The organism is Cohnella sp. AR92 (genome assembly GCF_003990975.1).
In the GTDB taxonomy this organism is placed as follows: domain Bacteria; phylum Bacillota; class Bacilli; order Paenibacillales; family Paenibacillaceae; genus Cohnella.
Map to the genome: position 1 here is coordinate 322754 of NZ_RZJR01000002.1, position 15947 is coordinate 338700.

A 15947-nucleotide genomic window follows, 5' to 3' on the forward strand; every position below is an offset into this window, starting at 1 on the left:
GAGAGCGCGCCGTCTCCTCTAGGATACCGCGTTCCGTTACGCTTGGCTAGCCGCCAGCGCTTGACCCAGGTCGTACAGGATGTCGTCGATGCCTTCCGTGCCGATCGACAGGCGGATAAGGCCCGGCGTGACGCCGGCCGCTAGCTGCTCTTCCGCCGAGAGCTGTTGGTGAGTCGTGCTCGCCGGATGAATGACCAGAGACTTGGAATCGCCGACGTTCGCCAGATGCGAGAACAGCTCTACCGAGTTGATGAGCTTCTTGCCCGCTTCGATTCCGCCCTTGATCTCGAACGTCAGAATCGCGCCCTGCCCCTTCGGCAGATACTTGCGAGCCAGCTCGTAGGATGGATGGCTAGACAATCCGGGATAGCTTACCCACTCGACGGCAGGATGCTCCTCCAAGAACTTCGCGACCGCCAGCGCGTTGCTGCTGTGGCGCTCCATCCGCAGGTGCAGCGTCTCTAGCCCTTGCAGGAACAGGAACGAGTTGAACGGGGACAGCGCCGCGCCCATGTCGCGCAGCAATTGCACGCGCATCTTGATGATATAAGCGACCGGACCGACCGCGTCGGTATAGACGACCCCGTGGTAGCTCGGGTCGGGAGTCGTGAGGCCCGGGAACTTGCCGCTCGCCTTCCAGTCGAACTTGCCGCCGTCGACGACGACCCCGCCGATCGAGGTTCCATGTCCGCCGATGAACTTGGTGGCGGAGTGGACGACGATGTCGGCTCCGAAGTCGATCGGACGGGTCAGGTACGGAGTCGAGAAGGTGCTGTCGACGATCAGAGGAACCCCATGCTCGTGAGCGATGTCCGCGACGGCTTGAATGTCGAGAACGTCACCCTTCGGATTGCCGATCGTCTCGGCATAGAGAGCCTTGGTCTTGTCCGTAATCGCGGCGCGGAAGTTCTCCGGATTGGACGCATCGACGAACTTGACGGTGATGCCCAGCTTCTGAAGCGTAATCGCGAACAGGTTATAAGTACCGCCGTACAACGTGGAGGACGAGACGATCTCGTCGCCCGCTTGCGCGATATTAAGAATGGAATACGTAATGGCAGCTTGTCCCGAGGAGACGGCCAGAGCCGCGGCTCCGCCTTCCAGCGCGGCGATTCTTTGTTCGAATACGTCCGACGTCGGATTCATGATTCGAGTATAAATGTTGCCGAATTGCTTCAGAGCGAACAGATCGGCCGCATGGTCCGTGTCGCGGAATCCGTAGGAGCTCGTCTGGTAAATCGGAACCGCTCTCGATAGAGTCGTCGGATCAATCTGCTGACCCGCATGTACGGCAAGCGTTTCCAAAGATAATTCACGATCCTTAGCCATCGTTTGTATCCTCCCATACCTCACCCAAAATGTTAATTCTTACCCATTGTCTCACATTTTTATCCAAGTGAAAAGATAGGAATTAAAAAGTCGTCCTATATCGTCACTTGGTCGCGGATCGCGGCGAGCAATTTCGGCCCTATCCCCTTCACTTGCAGCAGCTCTTCCACGCTTCGGAAAGCCCCATGCTCGTTGCGGTAGGCAACGATCGCTTGCGCCTTGGAAGGACCGATTCCCTTGAGCGCGTCCAACTGATCCGCCGTCGCCGCGTTCAGATTCAGAAGTCCGCCGGAGGAAGCGACGGTCCCCGAAGTCGGATCATTGGCTGGCGACGGGGAAAAGGAGGCCGATGCATCGGCGGGTGCGGCAGATTCCGGAGGGACCGCCGGCGAAGCCGGGGAAGACTCCTTGCCTGCGGATTCCGACGGCAATGGGGACGGCAATGCAGCCCCATTCGCTCGTTCGAGCGCTTCGGCAACCTGCCCGTTCACGGGAGTCCAGCCGGGGACAGCCGCCTCCTTCTGCGGCTGCAAGAACGCCCAGCCTAACATCGCCGCTCCCGCCAACGCCAAAGCTCCTGCGGCTATTCCTCTTCGATTCCGAGTCGAATGCTTGCTCATTTTCTTTTTAACCCTCCTTAAGGATCCTTTTCCGGAAAAACGTCATGTCGGTCAAGCCATCCCTCATAGAATGTGAAGAAGTTGAAGCTTAAGGGGAGGGGACGAAGATGAGGGTCGGCTTCATCGGCGCTGGCAGCATGGGCAGCATGCTGACGGGTTCTTTCATCCGCTCCGGGGCGCTTCGCCCGTCGGACATTATCCTGTCTACCCGTACCTTGTCCAAAGCGAATGCGCTCGCGAACCGGTACCCCGGCATCCAGATCGCCCCTTCCAATGCGAGTGCGGTTCTAGGTTCGGATCTTGTTTTCCTGTGCGTGAAGCCCTTGGACTTCCGTTCCGTGCTGCAGGAGATCGCTCCTTCCTTGCAGCCATGGCAGATCGTCGTCTCGATTACGAGCCCGGTCCGGCTCGAAGCCCTGGAACGGCTCATTCCGTCCAAGGCGGCCAAGATCATTCCGAGCATCGTGAACGAGACGCTGGCGGGCTCCTCGCTCGTCATGTTCGGAAGCCGGCTGGAGGAGCGCGACCGCGCTCTGCTCTTCCGCTTGTTCTCGGCCATCAGCCGTCCCGTTCAGATCGCCGAGGAAGACGTGCGCGTCGCTTCGGACATCGCCAGCTGCGGACCCGCCTTCATGGCCAATCTGCTGGAGCAATTCATCGAAGCAGCCGTCTCCACGACGGGCGTCTCCCGCGAGACTGCGACCGTGCTGGCCCGAGACATGCTTCTCGGCACGGCCCGATTGCTGCAGAACGCCGGTTGTTCCCCGGCCGAGCTGCAGAAGCGGGTATCCGTCCCGGGAGGAATTACCGCGGTCGCTCTGGAAGAGCTGAAGGACGCCACGAACGGCGCCTTCCTGCGGGTGCTCCAAGCGACTCACGCCAAGTTCGCAGAGGATCTGGAGAAGGTCGACGCGTCTCTTAACGACAGTCAGGATCAACCGTAAAGATGACAAAAGGGGCGCGCCTCTCCATGAGAGAGGCCGCCCCTTATCAGTTAGTTGGCTACAATGTTGACGAGCTTGCCTTTGACGGCTATGACTTTGCGAATGGTCTTGCCGGAGATCAGCGATTGCACCTTCTCCAGGGAGAGGGCTTGCTCTTGCAGGCCCGCTTCATCGAGGTCGGCCGCAACCATCACGCGTTCGGCGATCTTGCCGTTCACCTGTACGACGATCTCGACTTCCGCGTCCACGGTCAGCGCCGGATCGTATTCCGGCCATGGAACGTAGCTGATCGAGCCCTTGTTCCCGAGACGCTCCCACAGCTCTTCCGCGATATGCGGGGCGGTAGGGGACAGCATCTGCACGAAGTGTTCCATCGCCTGCTTCGGAAGAACGTCGGTCTTGTAAGCTTCGTTGATGAAGATCATCATCTGGCTGATCGCCGTGTTGAAGCGCAAGCCTTCGTAATCCTCGGTAATCTTCTTGATCGTCTTGTGCCAAGTGCGGCGGAATGCCTCGTCGCCCGGCACGTCCTGGATCTTCTCGTTCAAGCTGCCGTTATCGTCCACGAACAATCTCCAGACGCGGCCGAGGAAGCGGTACATCCCTTCGACTCCGTTGGTGTTCCATGGCTTCGTCGCTTCCAGAGGACCCATGAACATCTCGTACAAGCGAAGCGTATCCGCGCCGAATTCGTTCACGATGTCGTCCGGGTTGATGACGTTGCCGCGGGACTTCGACATCTTCTCGTTGTTCGTGCCGAGAATCATCCCTTGGTTGACGAGCTTGTGGAACGGTTCCTTCGTCGAGACGACGCCGATATCGTACAGAACCTTGTGCCAGAAGCGGGCGTAGAGCAAGTGAAGCACCGCATGCTCGGCGCCGCCGATGTACAGGTCGACCGGCAGCCACTGCTTCTGCTTCTCGAAGGAGACGATCTCCTTGTCGTTCTTCGGATCGATGTACCGCAGGTAGTACCAAGAGCTTCCCGCCCATTGCGGCATGGTGTTCGTCTCGCGGCGAGCCTTGCGGCCGTCCTTGCCGACGTAGTTCACCCATTCGGTCGCGTTCGCGAGCGGGGACTCGCCCGTGCCCGACGGCTCGATTCTCTCCATCTCCGGCAGCAGGAGCGGAAGCTCCTCTTCCGGCACGGTCTCCATCGTGCCGTCCTCGAAGTGCAGCACCGGAATCGGCTCGCCCCAATACCGCTGGCGGCTGAACAGCCAGTCGCGCAGTCGGTAGGTTACCTTGCCTTGGCCCTTGCCGTTCTCTTCCAAGTAGGAGATCATCTTCGCGATCGCATCCGGAGTGGACAGGCCGTTCAGGAAGCCGGAATTGACATGCTCGCCGTCGCCGGTGAACGCCGCTTCCTTGACGTTGCCGCCGCTGACGACTTCGACGATGTTCAGGCCGAACTTCGTCGCGAACTCCCAGTCGCGCTCGTCATGCGCGGGGACCGCCATGATCGCGCCGGTGCCGTAGCCGCCGAGGACGTAGTCGGCGATCCAGATCGGCAGCTTCTCGCCGTTAACCGGGTTAACCGCATATGCGCCGGTGAAGACGCCGGTCTTCTCCTTGGCCAGCTCCGTACGCTCCAGGTCGCTCTTGCGCGACGCGAGCTCGATGTATTCCTCTACCGCCGCCTTCTGCCCGGCCGTCGTAATGGCGGATACCAGGTCATGCTCCGGCGCCAGTACGCAGTAGGTCGCACCGTACAGCGTATCCGGACGGGTCGTGAACACGGTCAGCGACTGGCCCGCATGGCCCTCGATGTCGAAGCGGACTTCCGCGCCCGTCGACTTGCCGATCCAGTTGCGCTGCATGTCCTTGATGCTCTCCGACCAGTCGAGCTCCTCCAGGTCGTTCAGCAGGCGCTCCGCGTACTCGGTGATCTTGAGCATCCATTGGCGCATCGGCCGGCGAACGACCGGATGGCCGCCGCGCTCGCTCTTGCCGTCGATGACTTCTTCGTTCGCCAGCGTCGTGCCGAGCGCTTCGCACCAGTTGACCGGCACTTCGGCGATGTAGGCGAGGCCCTTCTTATACAATTGGATAAAAATCCACTGCGTCCACTTGTAATAGTCAGGATCGGTCGTGCTGATCTCGTGGTCCCAATCGTACGAGAAGCCGAGCGACTTGATCTGGCGGCGGAAGTTGTCGATATTGATCTTCGTGAACTCGGCCGGATGACGCCCCGTCTGGATCGCGTATTGCTCGGCCGGCAGGCCGAACGCGTCCCAGCCCATCGGATGCAGCACGTTGAAGCCGCGCATCCGCTTGAAGCGGCTCACGATGTCCGTCGCCGTGTAGCCTTCCGGATGGCCGACGTGAAGACCCGCTCCGGACGGATACGGGAACATGTCGAGCGCGTAGAATTTCGGTTTGCCCGCATCGTCGGTCGTGCGGAAGGTCTTGTTCTCGTCCCAGTAGCCCTGCCACTTGGGTTCGATGCTCTGCGGCTTATAGCCGTGCGGATTGTCTTGCGCCATTGTCGTAAACCCCTCTCTAACAGTCGAAAAAACGTCTTAAGCGGCTCCGGGAGCCGCCAAAACTCGCATAGAAACAAAAAACCTCCCGCCCCAGCGCCGAATTCACGCTAGGGACGAGAGGATTATTCCCGTGGTACCACCCTAGTTGACGGCTGCCCTGCTTGGGCATCCCGTCCACTCTTCCTTCGTAACGAGAAGGCGACGCCGCGCTTGCCGCCGAATGCGGGTTACGCGCGGTGGCTCCAAGGCGAGTTCGCGGCTACCGCCAACCGGCTCGCACCGAAGCGCCGGCTCTCTGAATGACGGATAACGACTACTGTTCCTTTTCCCAGCCAAATAAATATGCCCTGATTATAGCCAAACGGTCCAAACGATGTCAAGCGCGCGGCCCGATTCCGTTCCAGAACAGGTCGACGATCAGCTTGGACAGCTCTTCGCCGTCCGTCTCCTCCGACAGGTCTTCTTCCCGGTTCCCCAGCATCAGCAGCGCGGCGAACGAATGGGCGAGCACCATCGGGCTGAGCGGAGACGCGATCTCCTTATCCCGAAGCGCCTGCTCGAAAAATTCCGCCAACGCCTGATGGATGCCGGATTCCGCCTCCCGAATCCGATCGTGCTGCTCCTGGGACAAGGAGGAGAGCGCCTCGCGCATCATGGTCTCGAATTCGACATGGGTGGACGACATCTTCACCCGCGCCAGGGTCGTCAGCCGGGTTCTATAATCGACCTCTTCCTTGAGAATCCTCGCCGTGCTGACTCGAATCCGTCCCATCATCTCCGAGATCGCTTCCGTAAACAGCTGGGCCTTGTTCGAGAAGTAATAGTAGACCGAAGCTTTGGTCACGCCCGCTTTCTCCGCGATCTGGTTGATCGAGACGGGCTCATAGCCGAATTCCAGGAACATTTGGGCCGCCGAGTTCAGCACCGTTTCCCGCATGGGGAAGGCTTGGTCGGCGACCTTGGGGCGTCCCGGGGATCTCTTGGGCTTCGTCTTGTTCATATTCCGAATATCCTCTCTAAGCAATCATCAAACCTTCCAAACATCATACCGCAAAAATTTTGTTCGAGCTACGTTTGATAATTAACCTTCCGGTATATATAATTAACGGTAACCGAGTCCATTATACACTAAAAAAAGAAGCGGGGAGAGAAAAACGATGCAAGAAAGCAGCTTTCTAGGAAGATGGGTCGCGGGCAAGAGGAGCCGATGGATCACGCTATTGGCGTGGATCGTCGCGGTGGCGCTTCTGAACGTCCTGCTGCCCGCGGTCGGCGGCCAAGAGAAGAATAACGCCCCCAATCTGAGCGATTCGAAGCCTTCCGTTCAAGCGGACGCGATCACGGAGAAGGAATTCCCGAGCGGCGCGGACATTCCGGCCTTGTTCGTCTGGCATCGGGAAGGCGGTCTGACGGACGACGATCTGGGGAAAATCCAACTATTATCCGAGAAGCTGACTTCGGAGCCGGCGCCTCACCAGACGACCGTCCCTCCGCTTCATCGGATGCCGCTGCAGGCGCTTAAAGCGCAGCTCTCGGAGGACGGCAGCACGCTCGTGTCTCCGGTCCTGTTCGACAAGACGGCCGATACGGACCAGTTAGGCGAAGGCTTGGACAAGATCAAAGCGGAGGCCGCATCCTTGTTCGGCGCCGATCCGTTCGAAGCCGCGACCGGCTCCTCCGATCTCAGCGCCAGAGTAAGCGGTCCGGTCGGCATTCAAGTCGATGCGACCGGGCTTTTCAAGAATGCGGACTTCGCCCTGATGGCGGCGACCGTCCTGCTAGTGCTCGTGCTTCTGCTGCTCATCTACCGCTCTCCGATCCTGGCCTTTATTCCGCTGATCGCCGTAGGCTTCGCTTATGGCGCGGTTAGCCCGATACTGGGCTGGATGGCCAGCGAAGGGTGGATCACCGTCGATTCCCAGGGGATCTCTATCATGACGGTATTGCTTTTCGGCGCGGGGACGGATTATTGCCTCTTCCTCATCGCCCGGTTCCGCCAGCTGCTGAAGACCGAACCGAACAAGTTCGCCGCGCTCCGCCGCGCCATTACGGATTCTTCCGGTGCGATCGCGATGAGCGGCTTCACGGTCGTGCTTGCCCTATTCGCGCTGCTGCTTGCGGAATATGGCGCCTATCATCGCTTCGCCGCCCCGTTCAGCATCGCGATTCTGATCATGGGCGTCGCATCTCTTACGCTGGTGCCGGCCCTGCTCGCCATTTTCGGACGCGCGTCCTTCTGGCCGATCATTCCGCGCACGAAGGAGCAGCAGGCCGAACGCGCCGCCAGCCGCGGCAAACCGGCTCCGGCCGCCGAGAAGGCTCCGCGCAACCGCGTCGGTTCGCTCGTCGTCCGCCGTCCGTGGACGATCGTCGTCGTGTGCGTGGTCGTGCTCGGCGTGCTGGCGGGAACGAGCTCGCAGGTCAAATTCACCTATGACATCCTCTCTTCGTTTCCGAAGGATATGGAGTCCCGCGAAGGCTTCGCGCTGATCGGCGAGAAGTTCAGCCCCGGGGAGCTCGCTCCCGCGAAGGTGATTGTCGATTCGCAGGGCAAAGACGTCTCCGGCCTGGCCGAATCGCTGAAGTCGCTCGATTATATCAGCTCGGTCGCAGAACCGCAGGTTGGCTCGAGCAACCCGAACATTCTGATGTATGAAGTGCAGTTCGCCATGAATCCTTACTCGCTCGAAGCGATGGGACATATCCCGGATCTTCGCGAGACGGCGCAGAGCGCGTTGACATCGGCGGGAGTCGCCGATGCGGCGGGCAGCGTCTGGATCGGCGGGCAAACGGCCGAGCAGCATGACAACAAGGTTACGGGGGATCGCGATACGAAGGTCATCATCCCCGTCGTCATCGGTCTCATCACCCTGCTGCTCCTGCTGTACCTGCGTTCGGTCGTGGCGACCGCGTACCTCGTGCTGACGGTTATCCTGTCCTACTTCTCGGCCCTCGGACTCGGCTGGCTCGTTCTCCATTACTTGATGGGAGCGGACGCCATCCAAGGAGCCATCCCGCTGTACGCGTTCGTCTTCCTCGTGGCGCTTGGGGAGGACTACAACATCTTCATGATCTCGAGCATCTGGCAGAAGCGCAAGGTCATGCCGCTGAAGCAGGCGATCAAGGAAGGCGTCGGCGAGACCGGCTCGGTCATCACGTCCGCCGGCTTGATCCTCGCGGGTACGTTCGCCGTGCTCGGCACGCTGCCGATCCAGGTGCTCGTGCAGTTCGGCACCGTGACCGCCATCGGCGTGCTGCTCGATACGTTCGTCGTGCGGCCGTTCCTCGTGCCGGCGATCACGACCCTGCTCGGCCGCCGCGCCTTCTGGCCGGGGCGGTATGAGCCGGTGGAAGAGCGCAAGAGTGCCCGCGCGGAATAAAAGGTGTAAGCAAAGGAGCACGCCCGGGGGGCGTGCTCCTTTTGTGCCTGCACCTTTTGCTTTGGCACCTCAACTAGCGATCAAGTGAGTAACCATTACCCATTTCCGAGCTCCATCCCGCGTTCGGCGAGATATTTGAGTAACTATTACCCATTTCCGAGCTCCATCCCGCATTCGGCGAGATATTTGAGTAACCATTACCCATTTCCGAGCTTCTTCCCGCGTTCGGCGAGATATTTGAGTAACCATTACCCATTTCCGAGCTTCTTCCCGCATCCGGCGAGATATTTGAGTAACCATTACCCAATTCCGAGCGCCCTCCCGCATGTAGCGAGATATTTGAGTAACCATTACCCATTTCGGGGCATCATCCGGCATGTAGCGAGATATTTGAGTAACCGTTACCCATTTCCGAGCTTCTTCCCGCATCTGGCGAGATATTTGAGTAACCGTTACCCATTTCCGAGCTTCTTCCCGCGTTCGGCGAGATATTTGAGTAACCGTTACCCTTTTCCGAGCTCCTCCATCCCGCATCTGGCGAGTTATTTGAGTAACCATTACCCATTTCCGAGCTTCTTCCCGCATCCGGCGAGATATTTGAGTAACCATTACCCAATTCCGAGCGCCCTCCCGCATGTAGCGAGATATTTGAGTAACCATTACCCATTTCGGGGCATCATCCGGCGTTTGGCGAGAAAAAGGAGTAACTAATCCTCAATAGGCTCCTTGCGACATACCTTCCTACGGCTTCCTCGCCACGAAGAACAGGCGCTCGGACTCTTCGGTCGGGGCGGCCCACTTGAAGTCCGCGAACCGGTGGAGCAGCTCGAAGCCCGCGGCGGTCAACTGCTCGGCGAGCCAATCGGGGTCGTACGCGCGCTGGACGTGGGACTCTTCGAAGCGGTAGTACAAGCCGGAGTTCGCGCTGCCCGGCGCCGATTCCTCGCGCACGAAGAAGGTCAGGTCGTGTTCGATCTCCATTCGCTCCGGATCGTAATCGCACACCCACAGGTAGGCGACGTCCTTCTCGTCCAGCACGAACGGCTGCTCCTCCGCGTAGCGCTCGAGCTGGGACGGAGCATGAACGTCGAACAGGAACAGCCCTCCCGGCGCCAGCCCTTCGTAGGTATGGCGGAACGCGGAGACGACATCTTCCGGCTCGGTCAAGTAGTTGATGCTGTCGCAGAAGCTGATGACCGCGTCGGCCGGCTCGGGCAGCTCCCAATCCCTCATGTCCTGCTGCAGCCAGCGGATGCCGCCTTTCTCTCCAATTAGTCCCCGTCCTCCCGCTTCCCACTTGTTGCGGGCGATGGACAGCATGTCCGAAGAGAGGTCGATTCCGAACACCTGGAACCCCGACTTCGCCAGAGGAATCGCCAAATTGCCCGTCCCGCAGCCCAAGTCCACGATCGTGGCCGGCATCCCGTACCGGTCCCAGCAGCGCCGGGCGAAGCTCAACCATTCCGGGTAAGGCATCTCTTCCATCAACCGATCGTATACCGCCGCGAATTGCCGGTAGGATCTCATCGCGTCTCCTCCTCCGTATGCGTTCTCTTCTTTATCCTCATAAAAAAAGCGTCCGAAGACGCTTGATTAGCCGATATTGCTCAACTTGCGCAATTGTCGATACATTCTTTAAACGGCCTTACGGCTTGTCCGATGCAGGCGCTGACGCCTTGTCATCCCCGGAAGAGCCGTCCGCCCCGACCAGCTTGGTCCAATTGCCCTGCTGGGTGACGAGCCCTTCCTTCATCAGCTTGCCCATGGCGCGCTTGAACGCCGACTTGCTGATGCCGAAGCGCCGCTGAATCGTCTCCGCCGGCGTCTCGTCGCTGTAAGGCATCGCGCCGCCCGGACGCTCCTTCAGGAACGCCAGCAGCTTGTCCGAATCCTCGATACGCCCTTTCTCCTTGGAGGAACGCATCGACAGCGTCACGCGGCCGTCGTCTTTGACTTGCGTGACCCTTGCGAGCACCTTCTCGCCGAGACGAAGCGGCCTCGTCATCGAAGCCGTCGGGATGTAACCGAGCGCGCCGAAGCCGATGACGCCGCCGTCCACGAGCACGAAGACGCCGTCGCGGAACGTGTCCGTCACCCAGACGATCTTCTCTTCGTGGTGCCAGGAGCTCGGAGCGCGGAAGACCGCCGCTTCGTAGTCTTCGATCCTCGCCAAGCGAGCGAGCATCCGGCCTTCCTTGTCGTGCTTCATCACGACATGAAGCTCGTCGCCTTCCTGCGGCCACAGTTCCTTCTTCTCCGGCAGCTCCTTGATGGGCAGCAGCAGCTGACGGCCGATTCCGATCTCAAGGAAGCAGCCGAATCGCGGATTAAAGTCCGCCATTTTCAGCCGGCCCATCTGGCCATACGTGAGAAACGGCTCTCTCGTCGTCGCGGTCAGCCTTCCCTTGTCATCGTGGAACAAGAAGACGGGCACCTCGTCCCCGGCTTCCGGCCTGGCGCCGAGAATCTCGCCGTACGGCAGCAGCACCTCGGGGCCTTCCGTATCCGGCTCCGCCAGGAACCAGCCGTATGGCGGCACTTCGCGGCGCGCGAGGAGCGACGTGATCGTTCCCGCAGCGAGCGTCATGCGAGCGACACAGCCTTCGCGTCGGACCAGAGACGCTCCAGATGGTAATACTCGCGTTCGTCGCGGTGGAAGACATGGGCGACAACGTCGCCCATGTCGATCAGCACCCAGCGGGCCGTGTCCATGCCTTCAAGGCGCACTCTGGCGCCGAGCTCTTCCGCTTTCTTGCGGATCTCGTTGGCGATCGCCACCACCTGAGTATCCGAATTGCCGTGGCAGATCAGGAAATAATCGGCCACCAGCGAGATTCCTTGCAGATTCAAGCCAACCAGATCGTGCGCCTTCTTGTCTTCCGCGGCGAGCACGACGGCTTGCAATAATTTGTCGGACGATAATGCCATCTAATAGCCTCCTTAAACTTTAACCCTCTATCGTTCCATGCGCCGCTCGGCGGCCCTCCGGAGAGAACCCGATCCGGACGCTTCGTTTCGCTTTCGCGTCGTTCACTTTGATTACTTGCCCCGGACGGATAACAGCAGGTCGTTCCGGGCCAGTACCGTGAGCGGGAATATGCGCTTGCCCCGTTCAACGAGCAGTTGGATCGTTCCGTCGAACCCGGCGACCAGCGCCTCTTCCAGATTATTCTGCGCGAGCTCGCGAATTCGATTCACTCCCGGAAAATCGCGTCCGGGCTCGATGTAATCCGCCAGGCAAACGATCTTGTCGAGCAGCGTCATTCGTTCCCGGCCCGAGGTGTGATAGCGGATCGCGTCCAGAACCTCTTCGTCGTCGATCCCGTGCTCCCGCTGAACGACCCAGGCGCCGACATGGGCATGCCAGAGCTCCTTGTCGTGCTCCAGCAGCTCCTTCGGCAGCTCCTCTTCGCGAATGATTCGCTCCATCCGATCGATTGCCCAAGCCTTCGTATAATCGTGAAGAAGCGCCGCGAGCCATGCTTTGTCCTTGTCCCCGCCGAATCTCTCCGCCAGCTCGACGGCCGTATCGACGACTCCCTGAACGTGACGCCATCTCTTGTCCGGCATCTGGCTTCGGGTCGCCTCGATCAAAGCTTCACGATTCATACAACCCATTCCTCTCGATGTAATCTTGCACCGCGGAAGGGACGAGATAGCGAATCGATCTTCCGCTCCTCCTGCGCTCCCGGATGTCCGTCGAGGAGATGCCGATCGGCGGCATCGGCGCGGCCAGAAGCTTGCTCCGCAGAAACTCCGGAAGGCTCGATTCCTCGCTCTCCTCCCCTTGCCTGCTCAAGCAGACGAAGAAAATTCGTTCGGCGAGCTCCTCGATCCGGCGCCAATTCGGCAGATCGTTCATCATGTCGGTTCCGACGATCCAGTGGAACTCCCGCTCCGGGTCTCGCTCCTGAAGAGCGATGACGGTATCGATCGTATAAGAGACGCCGCCCCGCTCCAGCTCCTGGGCCTCGACCCGGAACCCCGGACGGCCCGCTATCGCGGCTTCCGCCATATCGCGGCGCTCGCGGGCGGCGGCTCCCGGCTGAGGCTTGTGGGGAGGAGTATTGGTCGGAATGAACCATACCTCCTCCAGCCCTGCCGCCTCCATCGCCGACTCCGCCGCGATCAGATGCCCGATGTGAATGGGATCGAACGTTCCTCCCATCAGACCCGTGCGAATCCTGCGGCCCCCTGAAGGTGTATTCATGTCGGAGTTCAACCTCGCAATCAGCGCGGAAGTTCGATCTGCTTGTTGTCCTTGGATTCCTTGTACAGCACGATCGTCTTGCCGATGACCTGAACCAGCTCGGCTCCGGAACGCTTCGAGAGCTCTTCGGCCACTTCGTAGCGATCGTCATCGTTATTGTTCAGGATATTCACCTTGATGAGCTCGCGGACTTCCAGAGCTTCCTCGATATGGCGGATCAGATGGTCGTTCGTTCCGCCTTTCCCTACCTGGAAGATCGGATCGAGATGATGCGCTTGCGAACGGAGAAATCTTTTTTGCTTGCCTGTTAGCATAAGTTGTACCTGCTTTCCTTATCGGTCTTCATGAACGGGCCGGCACGGCTTCGCCGAACGATTCCAATACGGCGCTGCGCATCGCGGCCGCCGGCGCGGGCTTCCCGGTCCAATATTCGAAGGCATACGCCCCTTGGTAAACAAACATGCCTAAGCCGCCGTGAATGCGGCAGCCTCTCTTCTCGGCTCCCTTCAGGAATGCCGTCGTGAGAGGATTGTAGATCAGGTCGCTGGCGACGGCCCCGGGGCGGAGCCACTCCGGATCGATCGGCGTCGCGTCCACGTTCGGCGACATGCCCACGGAGGTCGTGTTGATGACGACGTCCGCGCCGGCGCACAGCTGCTGGACCGATTCCCACGGAGCAGCCGACACGACGGAATCGGAACCGAACGAGTCCGCCAGCTCCTTCGCGCGTTCCGCCGTGCGGTTCGTCAGAAGAATCGCTTCCGGATTCTCGCGGGCGAGCGCCCAGACGATGCCGCGGGCGGCCCCGCCGCAGCCGAGCACGACGATTCTCTTGCCCGCGAGCTCCGGCTCCGCTTCTTCCTTCAGCGAACGGACGTAGCCGATGCCGTCGGTATTGTAGCCGATCAATCGGCCGGATTCGTTCACGATCGTATTGACCGCCCCGATGGCGCGGGCTCCCTCGTCGATCTCGTCCAGAAACTTCATGACTTCGATCTTGTGGGGAATCGTGACGTTCAGTCCGCGGAAGCCTAGCGCGCGAATGCCCGCGATCGCCTCTTCCAGACGATCCGGCGCGACGTGGAAGGCTCCGTAAGCGCCGTTGATTCCAGCTTCCTGCATCGCTCTATTCAGCATGACAGGGGATTTGGAGTGGCGAACCGGATCCCCGATCACCCCGTAGAGCACGGTATGACTGTCCATGGCTTCCATTCCCCTTTTTTACAGCATCGAATCCCTAAGCATAACCTTGACGCCCTTCGGCGCATGGACCTCAAGAAGGGCTCCGGACTTGCCGTTCACCTTGATCCAGCCCATGCCCGAGACGAAGACGTCGACCGCAGAGCCCGGTTGGACCCGCAGCGAATGCTTCGTCCAAGGAGGAACGCTCTCCAGTCCTTCCCGCGAAGGAGGGGCCAGCATAACGCCGCGATGCTCCTCGTAGAGCGCGTCCGCCTTCTCCAGCTTCGTCCGATGGATCGGAAGGCTGCTGGAGACGTAAGCGGTGAACGATTGGTGATCGCCTTCCACGAAGTCGAACCGAACGATGCCCCCGAAGAAAAGCGTCTGTTTGGCGTCAAGCTGATAAGTCGCCGGTTTGAGCGGCTTGTCCGGCATGACCGCGTGCAGGGTCTCTCTCGGAACGACCTCGGATAGACGGGTACGATAGACGATTCCCGGCGTGTCGATAATGCTGCGTCCGTCCTCGAGAGGAATATGGACGGCATCGAGAGTCGTGCCCGGGTAACGGGAAACGGTCAGCTCGCGCTCCAGGTCGCTGTAATCCGAGATCAACCGGTTGACCAGCGTGCTTTTGCCTACATTGGTCGCGCCGATGACATAGACGTCCCGTTTGCCCCGAAGATCCGCGATCGTCTCGACCACTCTCTCGAAACCGATGTTCCGTCTTGCGCTGCACAGAAGGACGCCGACGACCTTAAGTCCGTTCGCGCGAGCTTCCTTCTGCACCCAATTGCGGAGCCGGTTCCAGTTGGTCACCTTAGGCAGCAGGTCGATCTTGTTCACCACGAGCAGCACCGGATTCGAGCCTACGAATCTCTGAAGCCCGGATATCAGGCTGCCCTCGAAGTCGAACAGGTCGACGATATGCACGACAAGGCTGTCCGTCGAAGCGATTCCTCCGAGCAAACGTAAGAAATCGTCCTGGTCGATAGCGACGGACGATGCGTCATTGTAATTCTTGATGCGGAAGCAGCGTTGGCAGATGATCGGCTCGCGGCCTCTCGCCGATTCGGGCACAAATCCCGGGCGGCTGGGCTCGATGGTCTGCAGGGCGATCCCGCAGCCTGCGCAACGGCTGTTCTCCATTAACGATTCGGTCAAATTCAGCGTTCCTCCTTCTCCGGCCACAAGCCGCGCTTGCGAAGCCGGGACAGGGCGATTTTCTCGATCTTGCGGTTGATCTGGGTTCCAAATCCCTCTTCTGCCGGGGCGATCGGCGTCACGAGAATCGTATGCAGCCCCATGCGGCGGCCTCCGAGAATATCGGTCAGCATCTGGTCGCCTACGACGACCGCCTGCCCGGCATTCAGCTTAAGCAGCGAGAGCGCCTTGCGGAATGCCTTCCCGAACGGCTTGCGGGCGGCCGGGATAAACGGAATGCCGAGCGGCTTCGAGAAAACGGACACCCGGGATTCATTGTTATTGGATAGAACGACGACTCGGAAGCCCTCCCGCTTGACGAGTTCCAGCCAAGCAGTCAGCTCCGGGGTCGCATTCGCCGTCTTCGCGCTGACGAGCGTGTTGTCCAGATCCGTAATGATCCCGCTGACCCCTCGCTTCTTCAAAGCTTGCAAGTCGATATCGAACACGGTACTTACGATCTGATCCGGCAGCAATCGTTGGAACATTCCCGAATAATCCCCTGTCTCTTACGAAATGATGAACAAAATATACCACACCCCGTGAATCCTTGCAAAAAGCGGGAAAGCCGGCTTACGCAATCGGCTCTCCCGCAA

General features: G+C 59.8%; 15 protein-coding genes and 1 other annotated feature. Of the genes, 2 read left to right on the top strand and 13 right to left on the bottom strand.

Translation table 11 applies throughout. The features are described from left to right. Positions 1-36 precede the first annotated feature (36 nt). Together ELR57_RS03835 and ELR57_RS03840 are read right to left on the bottom strand one after the other, a co-directional pair. Positions 37-1329, bottom strand: coding sequence for a homocysteine synthase (locus ELR57_RS03835; protein WP_126957432.1), 1293 nt, complete (start codon positions 1327-1329; stop codon positions 37-39). 95 nt (positions 1330-1424) lie between these two features. Continuing rightward, positions 1425-1949, bottom strand: a complete 525-nt coding sequence (locus tag ELR57_RS03840; protein ID WP_126957434.1) for a ComEA family DNA-binding protein — start codon at positions 1947-1949, stop codon at positions 1425-1427. Between the two features lie 107 nt (positions 1950-2056). On the opposite strand from ELR57_RS03840, the gene comER reads away from it, so the two are divergent. Continuing rightward, complete coding sequence (comER, locus tag ELR57_RS03845; protein WP_126957436.1) at positions 2057-2893, top strand: late competence protein ComER; 837 nt, start codon at positions 2057-2059, stop codon at positions 2891-2893. Positions 2894-2943: 50 nt separating this feature from the next. On the opposite strand, the gene leuS is transcribed toward comER, so the two are convergent. Together leuS and ELR57_RS03855 are read right to left on the bottom strand one after the other, a co-directional pair. Continuing rightward, positions 2944-5379: a leucine--tRNA ligase gene (gene leuS, locus ELR57_RS03850; protein WP_126957438.1), complete on the bottom strand. Its 2436-nt coding sequence runs from the start codon at positions 5377-5379 to the stop codon at positions 2944-2946. Positions 5380-5485: 106 nt separating this feature from the next. Next, positions 5486-5718, bottom strand: a binding site (T-box leader). A 37-nt stretch (positions 5719-5755) separates the two neighbouring features. Beyond that, complete coding sequence (locus tag ELR57_RS03855) at positions 5756-6379, bottom strand: TetR/AcrR family transcriptional regulator (protein ID WP_126957440.1); 624 nt, start codon at positions 6377-6379, stop codon at positions 5756-5758. A gap of 157 nt (positions 6380-6536) precedes the next feature. Between ELR57_RS03855 and ELR57_RS03860 the strand changes: the two genes are divergently transcribed. Continuing rightward, on the top strand, positions 6537-8759 hold the full coding sequence (locus ELR57_RS03860) for an MMPL family transporter (RefSeq protein WP_126957442.1): 2223 nt from the start codon (positions 6537-6539) through the stop codon (positions 8757-8759). Positions 8760-9500: 741 nt separating this feature from the next. Here ELR57_RS03860 and ELR57_RS03865 read toward each other — a convergent pair. The 9 genes from ELR57_RS03865 to ELR57_RS03905 form a co-directional block, all read right to left on the bottom strand. Further along, positions 9501-10286 (bottom strand): class I SAM-dependent DNA methyltransferase, encoded by a 786-nt coding sequence (locus ELR57_RS03865; protein ID WP_126957444.1) that lies wholly within the window; start codon positions 10284-10286, stop codon positions 9501-9503. Between the two features lie 118 nt (positions 10287-10404). Continuing rightward, the gene (locus tag ELR57_RS03870; protein WP_126957446.1) at positions 10405-11346 is read right to left on the bottom strand and encodes a CvfB family protein; all 942 of its coding nucleotides are present in this window, start codon (positions 11344-11346) and stop codon (positions 10405-10407) included. Then, positions 11343-11687 (bottom strand): ribosome silencing factor, encoded by a 345-nt coding sequence (rsfS, locus tag ELR57_RS03875; protein WP_126957448.1) that lies wholly within the window; start codon positions 11685-11687, stop codon positions 11343-11345. Before rsfS ends, ELR57_RS03870 begins: the two co-directional genes overlap by 4 nt. A 111-nt stretch (positions 11688-11798) precedes the next feature. After that, positions 11799-12368: a bis(5'-nucleosyl)-tetraphosphatase (symmetrical) YqeK gene (gene yqeK / locus ELR57_RS03880; RefSeq protein WP_126957450.1), complete on the bottom strand. Its 570-nt coding sequence runs from the start codon at positions 12366-12368 to the stop codon at positions 11799-11801. Further along, complete coding sequence (gene nadD / locus ELR57_RS03885; protein ID WP_126957828.1) at positions 12358-12942, bottom strand: nicotinate-nucleotide adenylyltransferase; 585 nt, start codon at positions 12940-12942, stop codon at positions 12358-12360. Before nadD ends, yqeK begins: the two co-directional genes overlap by 11 nt. 47 nt (positions 12943-12989) lie before the next feature. Next, positions 12990-13283, bottom strand: a complete 294-nt coding sequence (yhbY, locus tag ELR57_RS03890; protein WP_126957452.1) for a ribosome assembly RNA-binding protein YhbY — start codon at positions 13281-13283, stop codon at positions 12990-12992. A gap of 28 nt (positions 13284-13311) precedes the next feature. After that, positions 13312-14172: a shikimate dehydrogenase gene (aroE, locus tag ELR57_RS03895; RefSeq protein ID WP_126957454.1), complete on the bottom strand. Its 861-nt coding sequence runs from the start codon at positions 14170-14172 to the stop codon at positions 13312-13314. 18 nt (positions 14173-14190) lie between these two features. Then, entirely contained in the window at positions 14191-15297 is a 1107-nt protein-coding gene (gene yqeH / locus ELR57_RS03900; protein WP_126957830.1) for a ribosome biogenesis GTPase YqeH, read from the bottom strand. A gap of 17 nt (positions 15298-15314) precedes the next feature. Next, the gene (locus ELR57_RS03905; RefSeq protein WP_126957456.1) at positions 15315-15839 is read right to left on the bottom strand and encodes a YqeG family HAD IIIA-type phosphatase; all 525 of its coding nucleotides are present in this window, start codon (positions 15837-15839) and stop codon (positions 15315-15317) included. Between the last annotated feature and the right edge of the window lie 108 nt (positions 15840-15947).

Coding starts and splice junctions, on each gene's coding strand:
- ELR57_RS03835 (WP_126957432.1), bottom strand. CDS start 1,329: ATGGCTAAGGATCGTGAATTATCTTTGGAAACGCTTGCCGTACATGCG.
- ELR57_RS03840 (WP_126957434.1), bottom strand. CDS start 1,949: ATGAGCAAGCATTCGACTCGGAATCGAAGAGGAATAGCCGCAGGAGCT.
- comER (WP_126957436.1), top strand. CDS start 2,057: ATGAGGGTCGGCTTCATCGGCGCTGGCAGCATGGGCAGCATGCTGACG.
- leuS (WP_126957438.1), bottom strand. CDS start 5,379: ATGGCGCAAGACAATCCGCACGGCTATAAGCCGCAGAGCATCGAACCC.
- ELR57_RS03855 (WP_126957440.1), bottom strand. CDS start 6,379: ATGAACAAGACGAAGCCCAAGAGATCCCCGGGACGCCCCAAGGTCGCC.
- ELR57_RS03860 (WP_126957442.1), top strand. CDS start 6,537: ATGCAAGAAAGCAGCTTTCTAGGAAGATGGGTCGCGGGCAAGAGGAGC.
- ELR57_RS03865 (WP_126957444.1), bottom strand. CDS start 10,286: ATGAGATCCTACCGGCAATTCGCGGCGGTATACGATCGGTTGATGGAA.
- ELR57_RS03870 (WP_126957446.1), bottom strand. CDS start 11,346: ATGACGCTCGCTGCGGGAACGATCACGTCGCTCCTCGCGCGCCGCGAA.
- rsfS (WP_126957448.1), bottom strand. CDS start 11,687: ATGGCATTATCGTCCGACAAATTATTGCAAGCCGTCGTGCTCGCCGCG.
- yqeK (WP_126957450.1), bottom strand. CDS start 12,368: ATGAATCGTGAAGCTTTGATCGAGGCGACCCGAAGCCAGATGCCGGAC.
- yhbY (WP_126957452.1), bottom strand. CDS start 13,283: ATGCTAACAGGCAAGCAAAAAAGATTTCTCCGTTCGCAAGCGCATCAT.
- aroE (WP_126957454.1), bottom strand. CDS start 14,172: ATGGACAGTCATACCGTGCTCTACGGGGTGATCGGGGATCCGGTTCGC.
- yqeH (WP_126957830.1), bottom strand. CDS start 15,297: ATGGAGAACAGCCGTTGCGCAGGCTGCGGGATCGCCCTGCAGACCATC.
- ELR57_RS03905 (WP_126957456.1), bottom strand. CDS start 15,839: ATGTTCCAACGATTGCTGCCGGATCAGATCGTAAGTACCGTGTTCGAT.